The organism is Vallitalea guaymasensis, from assembly GCF_018141425.1.
In the GTDB taxonomy this organism is placed as follows: domain Bacteria; phylum Bacillota; class Clostridia; order Lachnospirales; family Vallitaleaceae; genus Vallitalea; species Vallitalea guaymasensis.
The window spans coordinates 3,201,392-3,221,095 of sequence record NZ_CP058561.1; the positions used below are offsets into that span (position 1 = coordinate 3,201,392).

General features: G+C 31.4%; 15 protein-coding genes. 12 read left to right on the plus strand and 3 right to left on the minus strand.

Annotated elements, in window-relative coordinates:
• The 5 genes from HYG85_RS13865 to HYG85_RS13885 all read left to right on the plus strand — a co-directional run bounded on the left by HYG85_RS13865 (position 1) and on the right by HYG85_RS13885 (position 5,869).
• A complete protein-coding gene (locus tag HYG85_RS13865; RefSeq protein WP_212690165.1) occupies positions 1-1,251 on the plus strand; it encodes an L-lactate MFS transporter in 1,251 nt (416 codons plus the stop codon).
• A gap of 116 nt (positions 1,252-1,367) precedes the next feature.
• Positions 1,368-2,093, plus strand: coding sequence for a MerR family transcriptional regulator (locus tag HYG85_RS13870; protein WP_330619094.1), 726 nt, complete (start codon positions 1,368-1,370; stop codon positions 2,091-2,093).
• 70 nt (positions 2,094-2,163) lie between these two features.
• Complete coding sequence (locus tag HYG85_RS13875) at positions 2,164-3,042, plus strand: DUF2935 domain-containing protein (RefSeq protein ID WP_212690166.1); 879 nt, start codon at positions 2,164-2,166, stop codon at positions 3,040-3,042.
• A gap of 223 nt (positions 3,043-3,265) precedes the next feature.
• Positions 3,266-4,219: a DegV family protein gene (locus HYG85_RS13880; protein ID WP_113674132.1), complete on the plus strand. Its 954-nt coding sequence runs from the start codon at positions 3,266-3,268 to the stop codon at positions 4,217-4,219.
• 21 nt (positions 4,220-4,240) lie between these two features.
• Entirely contained in the window at positions 4,241-5,869 is a 1,629-nt protein-coding gene (locus tag HYG85_RS13885; protein ID WP_212690167.1) for an amidohydrolase, read from the plus strand.
• Between the two features lie 152 nt (positions 5,870-6,021).
• Here HYG85_RS13885 and HYG85_RS13890 read toward each other — a convergent pair whose 3' ends face one another.
• Together HYG85_RS13890 and pyrB are read right to left on the minus strand one after the other, a co-directional pair.
• The gene (locus HYG85_RS13890; RefSeq protein WP_212690168.1) at positions 6,022-6,444 is read right to left on the minus strand and encodes an aspartate carbamoyltransferase regulatory subunit; all 423 of its coding nucleotides are present in this window, start codon (positions 6,442-6,444) and stop codon (positions 6,022-6,024) included.
• Entirely contained in the window at positions 6,431-7,360 is a 930-nt protein-coding gene (gene pyrB / locus HYG85_RS13895; RefSeq protein ID WP_113674141.1) for an aspartate carbamoyltransferase, read from the minus strand. Before pyrB ends, HYG85_RS13890 begins: the two co-directional genes overlap by 14 nt.
• A 602-nt stretch (positions 7,361-7,962) precedes the next feature.
• Here pyrB and HYG85_RS24525 point away from each other — a divergent pair.
• On the plus strand, positions 7,963-11,160 hold the full coding sequence (locus HYG85_RS24525; RefSeq protein WP_212690169.1) for an Ig-like domain-containing protein: 3,198 nt from the start codon (positions 7,963-7,965) through the stop codon (positions 11,158-11,160).
• Between the two features lie 156 nt (positions 11,161-11,316).
• Here HYG85_RS24525 and HYG85_RS13905 read toward each other — a convergent pair whose 3' ends face one another.
• The gene (locus HYG85_RS13905) at positions 11,317-12,876 is read right to left on the minus strand and encodes a DUF5050 domain-containing protein (protein ID WP_212690170.1); all 1,560 of its coding nucleotides are present in this window, start codon (positions 12,874-12,876) and stop codon (positions 11,317-11,319) included.
• 267 nt (positions 12,877-13,143) lie between these two features.
• Between HYG85_RS13905 and HYG85_RS13910 the strand changes: the two genes are divergently transcribed.
• The 6 genes from HYG85_RS13910 (at position 13,144) to HYG85_RS13935 (ending at position 19,702) form a co-directional block, all read left to right on the plus strand.
• Positions 13,144-14,295 carry a sensor histidine kinase gene (locus HYG85_RS13910; protein ID WP_212690171.1) on the plus strand — a complete coding sequence of 384 codons (1,152 nt, stop codon included), beginning with the start codon at positions 13,144-13,146 and terminating at the stop codon, positions 14,293-14,295.
• 184 nt (positions 14,296-14,479) lie between these two features.
• Positions 14,480-15,127 carry a response regulator transcription factor gene (locus tag HYG85_RS13915; protein WP_212690172.1) on the plus strand — a complete coding sequence of 216 codons (648 nt, stop codon included), beginning with the start codon at positions 14,480-14,482 and terminating at the stop codon, positions 15,125-15,127.
• 122 nt (positions 15,128-15,249) lie between these two features.
• Positions 15,250-16,194: a hypothetical protein gene (locus tag HYG85_RS13920; RefSeq protein WP_212690173.1), complete on the plus strand. Its 945-nt coding sequence runs from the start codon at positions 15,250-15,252 to the stop codon at positions 16,192-16,194.
• Between the two features lie 58 nt (positions 16,195-16,252).
• Positions 16,253-17,188, plus strand: coding sequence for an ABC transporter ATP-binding protein (locus HYG85_RS13925; RefSeq protein WP_212690174.1), 936 nt, complete (start codon positions 16,253-16,255; stop codon positions 17,186-17,188).
• Between the two features lie 15 nt (positions 17,189-17,203).
• Entirely contained in the window at positions 17,204-18,544 is a 1,341-nt protein-coding gene (locus HYG85_RS13930; protein WP_212690175.1) for an ABC transporter permease, read from the plus strand.
• The gene (locus tag HYG85_RS13935; RefSeq protein ID WP_212690176.1) at positions 18,545-19,702 is read left to right on the plus strand and encodes an ABC transporter permease; all 1,158 of its coding nucleotides are present in this window, start codon (positions 18,545-18,547) and stop codon (positions 19,700-19,702) included.
• Positions 19,703-19,704 lie beyond the last annotated feature (2 nt).

The following is a 19,704-nucleotide window of genomic DNA, read 5'->3' on the forward strand; positions in this document are numbered from 1 at the left end:
ATGAATACCTTTAAAAAAAGTAGTACAAGTAGTTCAACAGATCCTTATAAATACAAAAAATGGATGTTTGTTATTCTAGGAATGATAATGTTTATGTGTCTGGGAACGGTATATTCATGGAGTGTGTTTAGAACTCCCATAGAAGAGCAGTATCAGATTGATGCTACTTTGAGTGGTTTACCATATTTAGTATTTTTATTAGGGTACACAGCATCTATGGTGATAACGGGTAAATTGATTGATCGCTTGAATCCTAAACTTATGATTTTAATAGGTGGCATTATGGTAGGATTAGGCTGGTTTCTATCAGGTATTGCAGTATCCTTTAATATGATTATAGTTTCATATGGTGTAATATCAGGTGCTGGTGTTGGTATTGCTTATGGACCACCAATAAAAGTCATATCAAGTTGTTTTACAAAAAAACGTGGTGTAGCTATAGGATTATTACTTGCAGGATTTGGCCTATCACCTTTAGTAACAGCTCCAATAACAAAAGCTTTAATCAATCATATAGGCGTTAATAATACTTTTAAAGCTGTAGGTATATTTTTCTTGATAGTGATACCACTGATAGGACTATATTTTGAAAAACCTGCTAGGGTAACAGAAGATAATAATGAATTGAAAGTTGATGACAATGATACTCATGAAGGCAGTATTCTGGAAGTATTAAAAAATGCTAAATTTCAAGGATTGTGGCTATGTTTTGTTATTGGGACTTCTGTTGGACTAATGATTATTGGTATCTCAAGCCAAATTGGTGAAGAGTTGTTCAAAATTGATTCCAATACAACAGCCTTCCTTTTATCCATTTTTGCAATTTTTAATGCAATTGGGCGACCACTTTTTGGCTGGATTACAGATAGATTCAGTCCCTTTGTATCTGCTATGACGTCATTCATACTTATTTTTATTACAGCAGGTCTAATGTACATGACAAAAGATTATACAATCTTAATATATATAATAGCACTATCGGTGCTTTGGATGAATTTGGGTGCATGGCTTTCAATTGCACCAACGACTGTAGCAATGTATTTTGGTGAAACAAACTATAGTCGTAATTACGGCGTTTTATTTACTGCTTACGGTATAGGTGCAGTAATAGGAACACCTTTGGCAGGTTATATTAGAACACAGTTTGGCAGCTATCAATATATCTTTTTACCTATAATGATCATGGCGATCATAGGTATGTTTATAGCTTTGCTAACACTCAAACCCAAGTCTATTTTTAAATTAAAATAGAAACACTGTTCAGCAATTTTGGTTAACTTTTTGGTTTATGCCCCTTGACCCCAACGCTACGTAATAGTATATAATAAATTTTAGTGATATTACTAAAATTATTAAAGGTGATTATAATGACCGTAAAAGAATTAAGCAAAATTGCTGGAATAAGTGTAAGAACTCTTCACTATTATGATGAAATAGGTTTACTTAAACCAAAAATGATTAATGAATCAGGTTATAGAATATATAGTGACAATGAATTAGAAACATTATATCAAATACTATTCTTTAAAGAACTTGACTTCAAACTAGGTAAAATAAAAGAAATAATAAGTAACCCTAGTTTTAATAAAGAAGAAGCACTTAAACAGCATAAAAAACTGTTGCTCGAAAAGAGAAAAAGACTGGATAATATTATTAAGTCTATAGACACATCTTTAAAGAAAGGATTTGACAAAAATATGATGGATCTATTTAGTATGGAAAATTATGAAAAATATAAAGAAGAAGCTATTGAAAAATATGGGGATACAGCTATAAATAGCTACAAAAAAACAAGTAAATATAGTAAAAAGAAATGGGAAACAATAATCAACGAGGGTAATACAATCTATAGGAACTTAGCTGATAATATGGATAAAGATGTTAGCGATCCTTACGTACAACAATTAATAGGTCAGTGGAAAGATCACATTACAACATATTATTATGACTGTAATATTGAGATTTTCAGAGGGCTTGGTCAATTATATGTGAGTGATGAGAGATTTACCAAGAATATTGATAAAACAAAACAAGGTTTAGCTGGATATATGAAGGAAGCAATGGACTATTATTGTGACAATTGCCAAGGATAATGTAACAAAAAGCATTTATCTCTCTTATAATGATATTAAGTTATATTAATATTATGTGGGAGAGATGCTTATGGATATGTTTGATTGTGGAATTTATTCTTTTGTAAATGCTATTACAATAGAAACTATCAGGTATTGGTCTAAAAACTCGTACCAGCATATTGATGTTTTATTAAATTCTGCAACTCCAAACAAAGGAATTCTATTTGATAGCTTTAACAATGACTTGAAGAGGCTCTACAAAACTTTTCAAAACATTTATAATGAACTGGATGATGTGAAGAGAGATACTAATGTTTATTTTATGGTAAAAAGATTTCTTATAGCCAATGATCATTTTATCATATTATTACAAAGGCTGAAATTTGAAGGATTCAATGGTTTCCCAATATTATATCAAGTTACATATCATATCCTATATGAACAGATGTATGTTAAGGAGATTTTTAGACCTTTGATGTGTACTGGAGATGTTTATCCAGATAATGTGATAATAAACTCTAATTTTAGACGAATGGCTCTAGGTACTAATCCATTACAATGCATATATGGACAAATATATTTTTGGAGTATTATAGGTGCTGAACATCCATCTATCATTATGAATATCAGCCCTAATGAAATGGAGCAATTACCTAAAAAAATCATAAATGAGTTTAATGATATAGCTAATAGATTCAATAAGATTAATTATAAACTCTCTTGCATATATTCTAAGTTGAATATGATGAACCTTGGTATAATCCTAAAAGATTTTTGTAATGTCAACGAAGATTTTCTTGTATTGCTAGATAGATTTAAGGACAGCGTGGAAAATTTACCTGCTAATATTAAGAATAACTTGCCAAAATTGTTCTTTGCTATTCTTGAACATATAATCAAAGAACATGAATATGCAAAATTGTTGACAGAAAAAATTATGGAAAGTCAATATAGTAGAAATAACTAAAAGATAATATATAAGCCTAATTAAAAATAGACTTTACTTAATCAGATGACTTAAACGAAGTTTAAGACCTGTTTAATGATAGAGTCTATTTTTTTGTTCCATTTATTTCTATAAGAACCATAACAATTCTTTTAAATTAGTACGAAATGGAGTATACTAAATATAAGTATTCACGTATTACATATTTTTTAATTAACAGCAGAAAACAATCAGGAGGAAGACAATGATAAAAATAATAGCAGATTCAACTTGTGACCTATCACCAAATATTATTAAGAAATATGATATAGGAATAGCTCCACTTACTATAAATATAAATGGCAAAGTTTATAGAGATAAAATAGATATATCAGCAGATAAATTCTATAGAATTATTGAAGAATTAGAAAATGAACCAACTACTTCAATGCCTAATCCATCTGAATTCTTAAGAATCATCAATGAGGCAGTTGAAGAAGGACACGATGAGATACTATGTATTTGTATGTCCAGTTCCACTAGTGGTTCATATCAATCTGCAGAACTTGCAAAAGCATATTTCTATGAAGAAAATGAGAAATCAGAAGTCAAGATAGAAGTTATTGACTCTAAGTGTATGAGCCATGGTAGCGGCTGGTTAATCATGAAAGCTGCTATTTATAGAGATAGAGGAGCTAGTTTTGACAGATTGGTCAATTGGATAGAGATTCATAAAAAACAGGTAAAACATTTCTTGACAGTGGACGATCTGGACCATCTTATCAAAAGTGGAAGACTTACCAATGCCAGTGCGTTTGTAGGTAAAATACTTAGAATTAAACCAATAATGACCATGAAAAAGGGAAAAGGAGCCATAGTAGCAAAAGAACGTGGAAGAAAAAAAGTCCTATCTTTCTTGGTTAAGGAATTCAATAAAAGAATTGACATGAGATATAGTAACTTTATTATATTAGGCTATACATCTGATATAAAATATGCAGAAAATCTAAAAGAAAGAATCAAGAGAGATTCTGAATTTACTGGGGAGATTTTAATAATGCAAATGGGAGTTGCTGTAGGTACGCATGTTGGTCTTGGAGCAGTTTCTATGTTCTATATGGAGAAGAAGAAAGGTCAAGTTTTTGATAATCTATTAGTTAATCGCATGCATGATTTTGTTGATAAGACTAATGATTTTATTGATAAGATAAAGAAATAATGTAACACAAGGGGGAGAAAGATGGATATTATTTTGTATAATGGTAAAGTAATTACAATGGATGAGGATAAACCTTATGCCAGTGGGGTATGTATAAAAGGAAATAAAATATATAAAGTGGGAAATGATGAAGAAGTATTAGCATGCAAAAAAGAAAATACAAAATTAATTGACTTGCAGGGAAGATCACTTTTACCAGGTTTTAATGATAGTCATATGCATTTAATAAATTTTGCGTATACAGATAGTATGATTAGATTGGCAGGGCTTACTTCAGTTAATGAAATCATAGAGAAATCCAAGGAATCCATTAAGCAAGATACTGCAAATGCTAGTTGGATTAAAGGAAGAGGCTGGAATCAAAATAACTTTGATGAACCAAGAATGTTGAATAGATATGATCTTGATAAAATAAGTGTGGATAGACCAATTTGTTTTATAAGAGCCTGTGGACATGTTCTGGTAATTAATTCATATGCCCTTAAAATGTTAAATATAACTGGAGATACTGTCCAAGTAGCTGGAGGTCATTTTGATATAGACGCAAATAATGAACCAACAGGTATTTTTAGAGAAAATGCTATGAACCTAGTATATGATAATATGCCTTCACCAACTATAACTGAAATAAAAGACATGATCACAAGTGCTTGTAAATTAGCATTAAGTGAAGGAATAACGTCTATTCAGACAGATGATCTTGATAATTTTTCTGATAATGATTATGACAAGATTATAAAAGCATATGAAGAACTTAGAGATGATGGAGAGCTTCCTGTAAGGATATACGAACAATGTTTATTGGGAGATCTTGAAACTTTCAAAGGATTCCTGAACAAAGGATATAGAACAGGTCAAGGAGACAATTTTTTCAAGATAGGTCCATTGAAGATACTAGCAGACGGTTCTCTGGGAGCTAGAACAGCTTATTTATCAGAACCATATGAAGATGATAGCAGTACCTGCGGTATTGGAAAATTAACACAAGACCAATTGGACCAATTGGTCTTATGTGCTCATAAAAACAACATGCAGATAGCGATTCATTGTATTGGGGATAAGATAATGGACATGTCTTTTTCAAGCATAAAAAAAGCTATTGAGGAATATCCAAGAAAAGACCATCGTCATGGTATTGTACATAGTCAGATTACTACAAAACAATTGCTTGATGAATTTAGAAAAGTTGATGCTATTGCATATATCCAGCCTATTTTTTTGGATGGGGATATTTCTATTGTGGAAAAGAGGATAGGCAAAGAGAGAGCAAAATACAGCTATAATTTTAAAACCTTGATTGATATGGGGGTACATACTCCATATGGGTCCGATTGTCCTGTAGAACCTTTTAATGTATTACATGGAATATATTGCGCTGTAACAAGAAAAACGTTAGAGGGTCTTCCAGTGGAGGGATGGTTGCCAGAGCAAAAGGTAACTACTCTACAAGCAATCAGTTCTTTTACTAAAGAAGGAGCATATGCTTCTTTTGAGGAAGATGCAAAAGGTATTATCAAAGAGGGTATGTTAGCTGATTTAGTAGTACTTGATAATGATATACTTGAGATGGAGTCCCATAAGATAAAAGATATGAAGGTGGATTATACAATAGTTGATGGTGTTGTTGTATATGATAGAATGAAACAGTAAATAGTATTATAGAATCAATGAAAACGTATTTAACTTAATTAAGTGAATGTATAGATGTTTAAGTTCATAAAAAAGGCTGTCTAATATATTTTTATGCATAATTTGCTAAATATATTTAGACAGCCTGTAATTATACTAGATTTTATATTGTTTTATAGAGAAGTTCTAGTATCACAGTACTCGCATTTATATTCTTTTTTCTCTGGGTCAACTAAAGTAAATGTGATATCTTCATTTTTTTCGATAGTGGTTACGCATCTAGGATTATTGCATTTGAGAATACCCACAACTTTTTCTGGAATAGATAGTTTTATCTTATCCACTATGTTCTCGTCATCAATTATTGTGATTGTAAGTCCTGGGTCTATTAATCCAAGAATGTCTAGGTTGAGATCAATTACATTATCTATTTTTATTAAATCCTTCTTACCTAATTTGCTGGAAGGTGCATTTTTGATAAGAGCTGTAGTACAATCTGCTTCATCCAATTTTAGCTCTTTGAATATTTTGTATCCCAGTCCAGCTTTTATATGGTCTATGACAATCCCTTTTTTGATTCCATTAATTTTTAACATTAGCATCCCCTCCTAAAAGCTTTAATATCAGCGCCATTCTAACATACATACCATACTTAGCCTGGTTGAAATAAACTGCTCTTGGGTCATTATCCACCTCTGTGCTTATTTCATCTACTCTTGGTAATGGATGCAGGATAATCATATCTTTCTTAGCATTCATCAACTTGTCATTATCTAACAGATAATAACCTTTTAGTCTGAGATATTCTTCTTCATTGAAGAATCTTTCTTTTTGGATACGAGTCATATATAATATATCAAGTTCAGGAATAGCTTCTTCTAGATTGGATGTTTGATAAAATTCATGGTCAGTAAGTTCATCAGTAATGTAAGATGGTATTTCAAGCTCTGGTGGAGCTATAAAGACAAATTTAATATTTTCATATCTGCTAAGGGCTTTGACTAATGAATGAACAGTTCTTCCGAATTTCAAGTCACCGCATAGTCCAATAACATTATTGGAAAAACTTTTTTTGTATGAACGGATTGTAAGTAAGTCAGTCAATGTCTGAGTAGGATGTTGGTGTCCTCCGTCGCCTGCATTAATCACTGGTATATCAGAATATTTGGAGGCTAGTTTTGGTGCACCTTCTTTTGGATGTCTCATTACAGCTATATCAGCATAACAGCCTACCACTCTAATAGTATCTCCAATACTTTCGCCTTTGGAAACTGAGGATGATGAAGCTTCTGAGAATCCGAATACTCCGCCACCTAGTCTAAGCATTGCAGCTTCAAAACTGAATCTTGTTCTTGTAGATGGTTCGTAGAATAAAGTTGCTAATAGTTTGCCTTTGCAAACGTCCAAGTATTTATCTGGGTCTTTAATAATGTCATCTGCCAATGTAAAAATTTCTTCTAATTCCTCAACAGTAAAATCATCTGGTTGTATCAAATGTTTTCCTTTTAACATGGTATTTCCTCCTTTTTAGCATCACGGTACTAGATTAAAGGTTATTATTTTATAGGATATCTTTTAGGAATTCTGCCATTATATAATTGAATTTGGACATAAAAAAAACTTCCCTATAGGAAGGCATATGTTCTTGCTAATATGATATCAGGTATTATTATACACCTAATAATCATGTTATCCGTTACCTTCCTAGCCTCTCTTGGACTAAATTAAAGATACCTATCAATCAATAGATTAACACTTACTTTTACATAAGTCAAGTAAAAAATTTTACTAAAAATTATATAAAAAATTTTAAATTAATTATTTACTTTTTTTACAGTATATGCTAATATAATGTTATATAATTTATAAATTATAGTACAAGCTTGTTACAAACATATCTGTTTAATTAAAAAACACTCAATATAATGCGAAATATCTTATTCTATGGTCTATTCCGAAAATTCCCGCGTAAAATTAACTGAATATTTCTTAAAAATATACCTTTATTTACATAATGAAAATAAAGTATAGATGAGGAGTGATAATTTTCAAGTAATTTCATAAGTAACCCACGATAAAATTTTTTGAAAAATAAAAAAATAGGAGGAATTGTAATGAAGAAAAATTTTAAAGGGAAAATTGGGTTGTTTTTGGCTATCATGTTTGTTACACTTATATTGTCTCCAAAGACCTTGCTAGCTAATACTGAAGGCGATAGTGATAACCCGTGTATTATTTATCTAAAAGGTGTTGAATTGAACTTAGAAGAGGGTAGAAGAGAAAAAAGATCTGTAGTTGAAGATTCTGGTCTATATATTATTTCTTTTGAAGGACCTATTGAAGAGTATATGAAGAACGATATAACAAAATTAGGTGTAGAGCTTATTGAATATATCCCCGATTTTGCATTTCTATCAAGAATGAATTCTAATACAATTTCTGATGTTTCACTGCTTTCTTATGTAAATAAGATTGTAAGTTATCAGCCTGAATATAAAATAAATCCAGTATTAAAAAGTAAAAGAAGAACAACTAGATCAATCACTCTAGAGGATTTAAATGAAAAAGATATAACTGTTAAAATATTTACAGTTGACGATTCCTCTATTTTAGATGCTTACATAGAAGAATTTGGCGGTACTAAAATAGATTCTACTGAAAATGAAGTAATAGTTAAATTGAATCCAAGTGATGTTGAGAGATTTGCAAGCCTTGATTCAGTTAAATACATAGAGCCAGTTGTTGAATTCGAATTATTCAATGATAAAGCTAGAGATTTCATGGGTGTAAATAGTGTAAATAATCTAGGTTACAATGGATCTGGACAAGTTGTTGCAGTCTGTGATACTGGTATTGATACTGGTGTTAACGATAGTGGCATGCATTCAGATTTCCAAGGTCGAATTGATAGTATATTCCCATTGGGAAGAGCTACAGCTGATGACATACATGGTCATGGTACTCATGTTGCCGGTTCAGTTCTAGGTGATGGTACTAGATCCAATGGTCAAATCAAAGGTATTGCTCCACAAGCTCATCTAGTATTTCAATCAGTATTAGATTCTGGTGGAGGACTAGGCGGTCTTCCAAATGACTTGAATGACTTATTCCAACAAGCAGCAAATGCTGGTGCTCATATTCATACAAATTCTTGGGGAGCTGCAGTAGGCGGACAATATACTGGAAGTTCACAAGATGTTGATGAATATGTATGGAATAATAAAAATATGATTATCCTTTTCGCTGCTGGAAATGAAGGCGATGGATACAGTGGAACAGTTTATAATTCAATTGGTTCTCCTGGAACAGCTAAAAACTGTATTACTGTAGGTGCAACTGAAAACAATCGTCCTAATATGCCTAATACCAAGTGGGGAAATATAGGGGATAATCCAAATGAGATTGCTCCATTCTCTAGTCGTGGTAATTGTGATGATGGAAGAGTAAAACCTGATATAGTAGCTCCAGGTACATGGATTCTTTCTGCTAAATCATCTGTAGCGCCTTCAAGTAATTTCTGGGCAGACTACAATAATTACTATGCTTACATGGGTGGTACTTCAATGTCTACTCCATTAACTGCTGGAGCAGTAGCAGCAGCACGTGGATACATGCAGGATGTTTGGAATCATACACCAAGTGCAGCATTAATGAAAGCTGCAATCATCAATGGTGGTACTGATTTAGGTTTTGGTTTCCCAAGTAAAGATCAAGGATGGGGACGTGTTAACTTAGCAGATTCATTGAAGAACAAGGAATATGAATATTCTGATCAAGCTTATAGTCTAGCAACAGGTGCTACACAAAACTTTACTTACACTATAGAATCAACTAGTACTCCATTAACTATATCTCTAGTATGGTCAGATTATCCTGGTTCAACAGCTGCATCTAAAGCATTAGTTAATGACCTAGATATAAAAGTTACTTCTCCTTCAGGTACAGTATATTATGGTAATGATTTTACTCAACCATTTAATAGTGATTATGATAGATTGAATAATGTTGAAAATATATATATTGATTCACCAGAAACAGGTAATTATTCAGTTGAAGTAAAAGGCTACAATGTACCACAAGGACCTCAATCTTTTGCATTATTTGCGTCTGCTGATTTTGGTACTGCAATAGTTGATGATGTAGCACCAACATGTAACATCACTTCTCCAAGTAATGGTGATACAGTTAATGCTATGTTAGCTATTGAAGCCAATGCTGAGGATAATGTAGCAGTCAGCAAGGTAGAATTCTATGTTGATAATAATAAAATAGGTGAAGTAACTGCAGCACCTTATAATTTCAATTGGAATACAAATACTGTAAATAACGGTAATTATAATCTTAAAGTAAAAGCGATAGACACATCGAATAATGAAGCAACATCTAGTGAAATAACAGTTACAGTCAATAATGTTATTGACGATGAAGCTCCAACTTGTAATATAACTTCACCAACTAATGGTGATGATGTTAACGGAACAATAAATATTAACGCTGATGCCCAGGATAATATAGCAGTTAATAAGGTAGAGTTCTATGTTGACAATAATAAAATAGGTGAAGATGCTACATCACCTTATAGTTTTGAATGGGATACAACTACAGTAAGTAATGCATCTCATACATTAAAAGTAAAAGCAATAGATACATCAGATAATGAAGGTTTATCTAATGAGATTACTGTTGCTGTAGACAATGCTCCAACTGTGGAATATAAAACTGAAACCTTTACTGGTAGTGCAAGTATATTCAATAGTCCACAAATTGATATTGATGTAACTGCAAATGGTACAATAGATCTACAATTATCAGGTAGTTCATCATCATTAAAAATGAAACTATATGACCCAAGTGGCAGCCTACTAGCTACTAACAAATCCAGTATATCATATGATGCCACTGAAACAGGAACATATTCAATTGTAGTTTCGGCATTCAGCTTTTTCGGAGCAGATTATACATTGACAGCAACTTATCCTGTTGTTTCTACTCAAGATGAAGATATAGATTCAGTTGAAGATTCAACAGAAACTGTAGAACCAATAGAGGTTATTGCTGATGGAGATATCATTAGTGATATTATGACTATAGATACTTATGTTGATGAGAACAAATCTATAAAGCTTATTGAATTATATGTTGATGAAAATAAAGTAATGGAATTCACTGAAATACCTGAAGTTATTGAATGGGATACTACTACAGTAGACAACGGTAATCATGAGGTACAAGTAAAGATTACTGATGAATCAGGTAATGTTATTACTTCTACTACATTGAATGTTGTTGTAGAAAATGATATGAGTGAATAGATAATAGGTTAAGGGTAAAATTAAATATATAATCTATGTTCAGTAATAATTAATAATCATAGTACATAATTATGATTGTTAAGTAAGATAATCATCCCAAACAAGTTAGCACAGTAAAGATACACTGTGTTAACTTGTTCTTTGATTATATGTATTTTACAAGTCAACTCGATACAGAATATTAGGAGTGTTTTCTAAAGTATAAAAAATGTTTTTATCAGTAATTACTGTATGAACATAATCATCGGAATCTTTTACAATATCAACATAATGTTTGATTTCTTTTGTATTATAGTTAATTCGCATTATACCACATAGTACATTTCCATCTTTAGTTTCTGTAGTGGTTACCACATCTTGGGTAGGTTTGAATTGATCGAAATAGTGCCATGCTTGATTAGATAGGTCAGGTATCTCTCTGAAACCATCTTTAGTATCTTTTATCATTTTTTTATTAGAACCATCTATATCCACTTGATAAATACCATCTCTTTTTGCATATGTAATATGATTACCTTCAAGACAATATGTAAAATGCATACCTCTATCTGGATCATCAATAAGTCTAGTCAGGTTAGTGCCGTCTAAGTTAACTCTAAAGAAATCTCCAACTTCTCCACTTTCAGATTGCAAATAAAAGATTCCATCTTTATTGACAGAAATACGAATGACATCGGAAGAAGTAAGTTTTTCAGATTCATCTCCACTGACTCTAATTCTATGAACACCACTTCCCCATTTTTTATAATATATATAGCCATCCATTGTATTAAGATAATTTTCACAAGATTCCTCATCTATTATTCTGTTAACTCCAGTAGACAGATTCATAGCTGCTAGCCCATTAGAAGCTGTTCTATAATAAACCCAATCATCTTTTGCACCTAGAATTCTATCCATATCCTTCATTTCATAGGTTCTAGTAATAGGAGTATCTGTTTCTACAATCAAATCAAGATTCAGGTATTTTTCTATATCAGTTAGAGGCATATAAAAATCTGAACCATCAAAGTCTAAAGGAGATTTTATAACTGTAAGATAAACTAGGGAGTTATCCCAATATACCTTTAATATGGAATTCTTAAATTTATTTAGTTTTGTAATACTAAGACTGTAATGTTCATCTTTGGCATATTCTATCCAAGAGGAACCATATTGTTTTCTTTCACCATTTAGACCAATGATGTTTTTGATATATGTAAAAGATAAGAATGGTATACCTTCTTCAGAGATGTATCCTATTTCTTTATCTTTATGATAGAATATATTATTTTTATGTGAAAGATTTATTGTATTATGTTTAGGGTAGATAATGGGATTATTATTTGTCATAGAAGAGAATTTTTTTGCATTTTCTATTGATATATAATTCTCATTCTCTATCAATTTGGTTTCTATAGGAATGTTATTAATAATAACCTTGGATTTTGTCCATTGAGTATCTAAACTACCCTTATAATAATTTTCTTCAGACAGAGGATAAATCATCTTGTGTATATTTTGTGCAAAAGTAAGTACATCATCAGAATACAACTGAAAGAACCCAAAATCATTTAAATCAGTTGCTTTTATATAGATATCACCATCTATACTATAATAATTGAGAGGAAGACCATTAAAGAGAACTTTGGTTTCTTTTTTATCAGCGGCAGAACTAGTTGTATAACAAGTCATCATGAGTATGAATGTCATGGTGAATAATACAAATTTTTTCATTATAACCTCCTTTTTATGATAGTTTTATTAAATTATCCAATAAACTATGTTATAACAATTATACTCCATTTATAGTATGTATCAAATAAAAAATTAAGTTAGCAAGTGAAGTTACATTGAAATAATAAGATATCTAGATTATAATTTATCTTGTAGAACAGATGAGGCATAGCCTCGGAAACAACTTGTTTCTCAAGACGCGATTAAGTCCATTTGTTCTGAGAAAAGAAATATAACTTTCTATTAAGGTAAGGTGCTAATATGATAATGATTAGAAAAATAGGATACTATTTGATAGATTTACTTGCTGTGATAATATTTTATTTTGCGTTTATATATGAAGGAGCTAAGGATAATAGGTATATATTATTGCTGACATTATTCGTAGCTTATGTCATATTGTCTATCGCTAAGAATATCTTTAAAGAACATTCAAAAATAATACTGGTCATACTATGTTTGAAGATAATGTTGTTGCTGTTTATAGAAATCAACTCAAAGTTTGCAATCAATTATTTTATACATGCTGTTTATTTATTAATAATAATCGAATCGACCTCATTGCTTAGTTTCAAAAGCAGTTTGATAATTAATTCCTTGGCATTTATAGTATCGTTGTACAAATTTCTTAATCTAATATCTTTTAACAATAGTATTTCTAATATATCTCAGATGTTTCTTTTCGTTCTCATTAATTCTTTGGTAATTATTATATTGGGGTTCGCTAAGTATCATCAAGAAGAAAAAAGTAAGATTGATAATATATATAAGGAATTATTGAATGCCCATTATAAATTAAAAGACTATGCTCAGCAGATTAAGGAACTGACAACTACCCAAGAAAGAAATAGGATAGCCAGAGATTTGCACGATACACTTGGACATAATATGACAGGGCTTATTATGCAACTGGAAATGACAAGTTCAATGATGGATAAAGATATGGATGAGGCAAAAATTCTTATGGAAGAATCTAAGATAACTGCAAGGGAAAGCTTGAAGAAAGTTAGAGAGATTGTAGAAACTTTTAAAGATGAAAGTAGAATGTATACTGATATAGGTGCTATCAAGGAACTTATTGATGAGTTTTCCAGTAAGACAGGTGTTAAGATCAGTTTTGAAATTAAAGGAGAGAAAATTGCTTTATCCCCAGATGTTTATATAACATTGTATCGGGTTATACAGGAATCAATGACCAATGCTGTAAGGCATGGTAAAGCTGATGAAATTAAGATTGTTATTAAATATGAGAAAGATGTTATTAGATTTTCTATAGTTGATAATGGTGTTGGATGTGATGATGTTTGTGAGGGATATGGATTAAAGGGGATGAGAGAAAGAGTGGGGTTATTAGGTGGATTTATTGAGTATAGTAATGAATGTGGATTTGAAGTTATGGGGGAAATTAATAGAGGGTAGGTTTTAATTAAGGGGACTAACGGGATTAAGCGTAGTGATAAATAGTAAGTTTTACTTGCCTTACTCCTGAAGGAACGGTCTTCGTAAAACTTACTATTTATCACAATGCAGTGTACGTATTGGGTTAGTGTTTAGGGTATTTTGGGTGATATTTAGTTGATTAAATTTGAAAGGGATGTGGATGATGATAAGAGTATTGTTGGTGGATGATCAGGATATTTTGTTACAGGGGTTGACTATGATTTTGGGGAAAGAGGAAGATATTGAAGTAGTAGGGGGAGTAAAAAACGGAGAGGAAGCTGTAAGTAGATGTAAGGTAGATAATATTGATGTGGTATTGATGGATATTAGAATGCCTGTTATGAATGGTGTGGAGGCTACAAGAGCCATAAAAGATTTTAAAGGGAGTATTAAGATTATTGTTTTGACAACTTTTAATGATGATGAGTATATATTTGATTCTCTGAAATATGGGGCATCAGGATATTTGTTGAAAGATGCAATGCCAAAAGAGATATCTGAGGCAATTAGATGTGTATATAATGGAGGAACATTGATAAATCCATCTGTTGCAACTAAAGTAATGGATAGGTTCAAGGAGATAAGTAACAATGAACAGGAATATGAAAGGGTACAGGAGGTAAATACTTTAACATCGAGAGAAAAAGATATCTGTAGTCTATTGGCGAAAGGGAAGAATAATAAAGAAATATCCGAAGAGTTATTCTTGAGTCAAGGGACTGTCAAAAATCATATAACTAGTATATTGGGAAAACTTGATCTCAGGGACCGTACTCAGTTGGCTATCTTTGCTATTAAGAATAAGCTATAGTCATATTATAAATGTGCAAAAAGTCATGGGTATAATGTGACAATAGATACATGGAATATTATTGGTAATGGTGTATATTAGTTGTATAGTAATTAACTAAATAGCTAAATGAGGTGTATAAAATGAAAAAGATGATTAGTGTAATAATGATGACGGTTATTGTAGTAGCAATGTTGACTGCCTGTTCAACTAAAGCACTTGTAGATTATAATAATGCGGTAGTAAAAACGGATTCGGAGAAGATGGGGAAAGAATCTATGGAAATAAAGATAAATGTAGATTATAATACAGAAGGTTTATCTTTAGAAAAAGTTACACAACTGAATCATTATAAGGAAATGATGTTTAATATAACTAATCAGTATGATATGACACAAGATAAGATTGCAACAGATATTTATATGAATTTTGGTGGATTAGGTATGGATTCTTATTTTTATAAGGATGGAGATAAGCAGTATATACAAATTCCAGTACTCAAGAAATATGCTAAGCTGGATGAAAAGAATTTCACTACTAACAACTATGATAAGATATTTGCTAATGTATCAGATAAATGGTTAGAACTATTGGGAGAAGAAAATGTACTGAAAGGTGAAAATACAATTATTGATACAAAAGATGGTCAGGTAAAAGCAAAAGAAGTATCAATAAAGATTAGTGCTGAACAATTAAAAGAATTGAGTGAGGAGATATATAAAAGTTTAAAAGAAGGTAAAATCATTGAAAATTTTATTTTTATATCTGATGATAGAGATAACCAAGATAATATTGATAAAGAAGATATTATAAAAAAAATTGATGAGATGTTTGAAATAGTGGTTTTTGATAATTTTGAAGCCAAGGCTTATATTGATTTTGACGGATATCTTATAAGAGAAAAAATGACAATACAAATGAGTATGGCTGATCAGGAAAAAGGAGAACCAATGTCAATTCAAGTTTCTATTGATAAAACTAACTGGGATATAGGAAAGGAACAGGAGATTAATATTCCTAAGCTCAACGAAGAAGATATTATTGAGTTGGATGAATTGAAGAATATAGATAATATCATAGGTCTGTAAATCAAAGTGTTATGAAATGTATAATGATATAGAATCATAGGAATGGAGGCATATTAATATGCAATTACTTAATGTATCACATATGAAAAAATATTTTAAGGACATAAAAGCGGTGGATGATATTTCATTTAGTATAGAAAAAGGTGAAATATTAGGGTTGCTTGGACCTAATGGAGCAGGAAAATCAACAACTATCTCCATGCTTTCAACATTGATAAAGCCTGATGATGGTGTCATAACATACAAAGGTAAAGATATAGTAAAAAGTCCACAAGCCATTCAAGGAAGTCTAGGTTATGTGCCTCAAGAAATAGCTCTTTATCCAAACCTAACAGGTAGGGAGAATCTTGAGTTCTGGGGAAGAGCTTATGGATTGAAAGGCAATAAACTGAAAAAACAGATCAAGAAAGTCTCTGGAATCATTGGTATAACAGATAGATTGAAAGATAAAGTAAGTCAATATTCTGGTGGAATGCAGAGAAGACTTAACATTGGAGCAGCTCTTTTACATGAACCTGAATTAATCATAATGGATGAACCAACTGTAGGTATAGACCCACAATCAAGAAAACATATTCTTGATACTGTTCTCGAGCTTAATAAAGAGGGAATGACAGTAATATATACAAGTCATTACATGGAAGAAGTAGAGTATATCTGTAACAAAGTATGCATCATGGATAATGGTAAAATAATTGCTAATGGTACTAAGAAAGACTTAGTCAATCTAATTGATGATAAAAAAAGAATTCTTATAAAAGTTGATAAAGTCAATGATGCATTATTGAAGGATATAGGTAATATTGAAGAAGTAACAGATGTCAGCAGTGAAGAAAATACAGTTATCGTTACTGTCAGTAATGGTAAAGCAACATTTAAAAGAATTATTGAAGTGTTGAATAATACAGAAATCGGTATCCGTTCTATTGATATTAATGAACCTAACTTAGAGACTGTATTTTTACACTTGACAGGTAAGGCACTTAGAGATTAGAAAGGGTGGGGCTAATTGAAACTGAGACATATCATAGTCAAAGATGTAAAAAAGATCATTTACGATAAAAAATTATTAGCTATTATCCTTTTAATGCCTATTGTACTTATGACTATATTAGGTTTCTCTCTTAACAATATGTTTGGGGATGGGGGAACTTCTATAGGCAACATTAATGTAGCCATTGTTAAGAATTATGATGCCTTAGAGGATATGGCAAGATTTGAAGAAACTGTGAATAAAAGTTTTTTTACAAAAGATTTGGATGAAAAAAGTAGAGAGAGTCTATTATCAATCGTAAAAGACTATAACATAGAAAATATATTTTTTGAGTTTCTTGATTCAGACAACATACAAGAAGTAATGACTTATACTGTACAGGATGAAGAGAAAGCAAGAGAAATGTTAGAATCCAAGGAAGTGACTGCTGTTGTTATTCTACCAGAAAACTATATTTATAATACTTACATGAACTATGCTTTACCTGTAAGAAATATAGTGGATGTAGAAATTTTGAAGCATACGGATAATAGCATAAAAGGAAGTATTGTAGAAGCTGTCATTGATGGTTTTATGGGAACAATGAATAATTATTCTCTTGATAAAGAAGTATTTATCAATAAGGTTCAGGAATACAGTGATTTGGAGTCGGCATTCGAAGGAATTCCTTATTTGATGGAAGAGTTAACTGAAAATGTTCAGAAGAACCTTGATATTAAAGATATAGATGTGGAAGGAAAGAAAAATTTGTCTAGCTTCCAGTATTATGCTGTAGCTATGATGGCTATGTTCATTCTTTATAGTGCCAGCAATGGTGGTAGATTGTTATTGGAAGAAAAAGAGAATATAACTTATCAAAGAAATAGAGTTGCTGGAGTACCACTTAGTAAGATAATGATAAGTAATTTCTTTATGATATGTATAGTTGCTATATTACAGTCAGTTGTCATGATTCTCTATTCCAGTATCGTGCTGAAAATAAACTGGGGAGATATAGGGCTTGTATTATTAAGTATACTAAGCAGCAGTCTGGCTATCGGTGGTCTGGGAATATTCATATCTGTTATAACATTGATAGTTGGGAATTATAAATTCGCTAATGTATTTGAACTTGGAATAATACAGTTCATGGCATTGATAGGTGGTAGTTTCGTACCAATAGAGACTTTACCAAGTTTTATGAACAAGTTATCATATTTTTCTACCAGCGGGGTTGCCATAAAAATATATACTGGCATCATGAGAAACAACAGCTTGGCTGATATGTGGAATTATTATGGGATATTAATAGGTACTGGAGTAGGGTTTATTATGGTCTCTGCTATTATGGTCAAGTTACGAAGGGAGGCTATATAAATGTTTGCAGTACTGAAAGTCAAAATTTTAGGATATAAGAATCAATTACCTCTTCTTCTTAGTTTTGTTGCTATGATGCTTATATTCACTTATATCTTTGGTGGATCTTTTTCCTCAAAAAGTGTTAAGCCAACGGTGTATATTGTGGATAAAGCAGAGAACAATGTAAGTGAACTGTTGATAACTAAACTACAAGAGAGTAAAGCTATAAAATTAAAAGAAGTGGGTTATGATGAAGCAATAGAAAGCGTAGAAAGGTCAAAAGGGATTGGTGCTATTGTTGTAGAACAAGGTACCGAGGGTATAAAACTATCATTAATGAGTATAAATGAGACCAGAGATACAATGATGTTAAAAAGCTTACTTTCAGGGATATCAAGTGTATTCCGAAATGATATGAAACTTGCAGATATAACCTACAATTATCTTGATAAGACAGGAATAGCTGTAGAAAAGAATATGATTCAAAAAGATATAATGAAAGAAATTGGAGAGTTAAGAGATAAAAAGACATTTTATAAAACCAGTTCAGAATTTATTGATACTGATTTGTATGGTTATGATAATCTCAAGCAGGCTTTAGCAGGTTTTGCATTGTTCTTTTCAATGTTCTTGGTATTCTTCGGTATAGGTAATATAGTTGATGAGAAAAAGCATTATGTATGGCAGCGACAGCTGGTATCTCCAATAAAAAATATTTCTATATTGTCAGGAAATGTTATTGCTACATTTATGGCTGGTTTTATGAATATATTGGTTATGGTGTATGGAGGTAAATACCTGTTTCATATAGATTGGGGAAAAAGCGATATTGGAGTACTTTTACTATTAGGGGCTTTTATATTTACGATTACATGCCTTGGACTGTTTATATCTTCATTCTTCAAGACGCAGCAGCAATTATCATCTATAGTGCCAGTAATTACTGTTAGTACCTCAATGCTAGGTGGCTGTATGTGGCCATTAGAAATAATACAATCAAAAACATTGTTGTTCATAGCTAATCTTACACCGCAAAAATGGGCTTTGGAAGGCATAAAAGATATGATAATGTATGGGCATGGTATAGAATCCATAGTCACACCTGTATTAGTATTGTTATTGATGGGAATCATATATCTGGCATTGGGAATCAGATTTATTAATGCCAGTAAATAAAT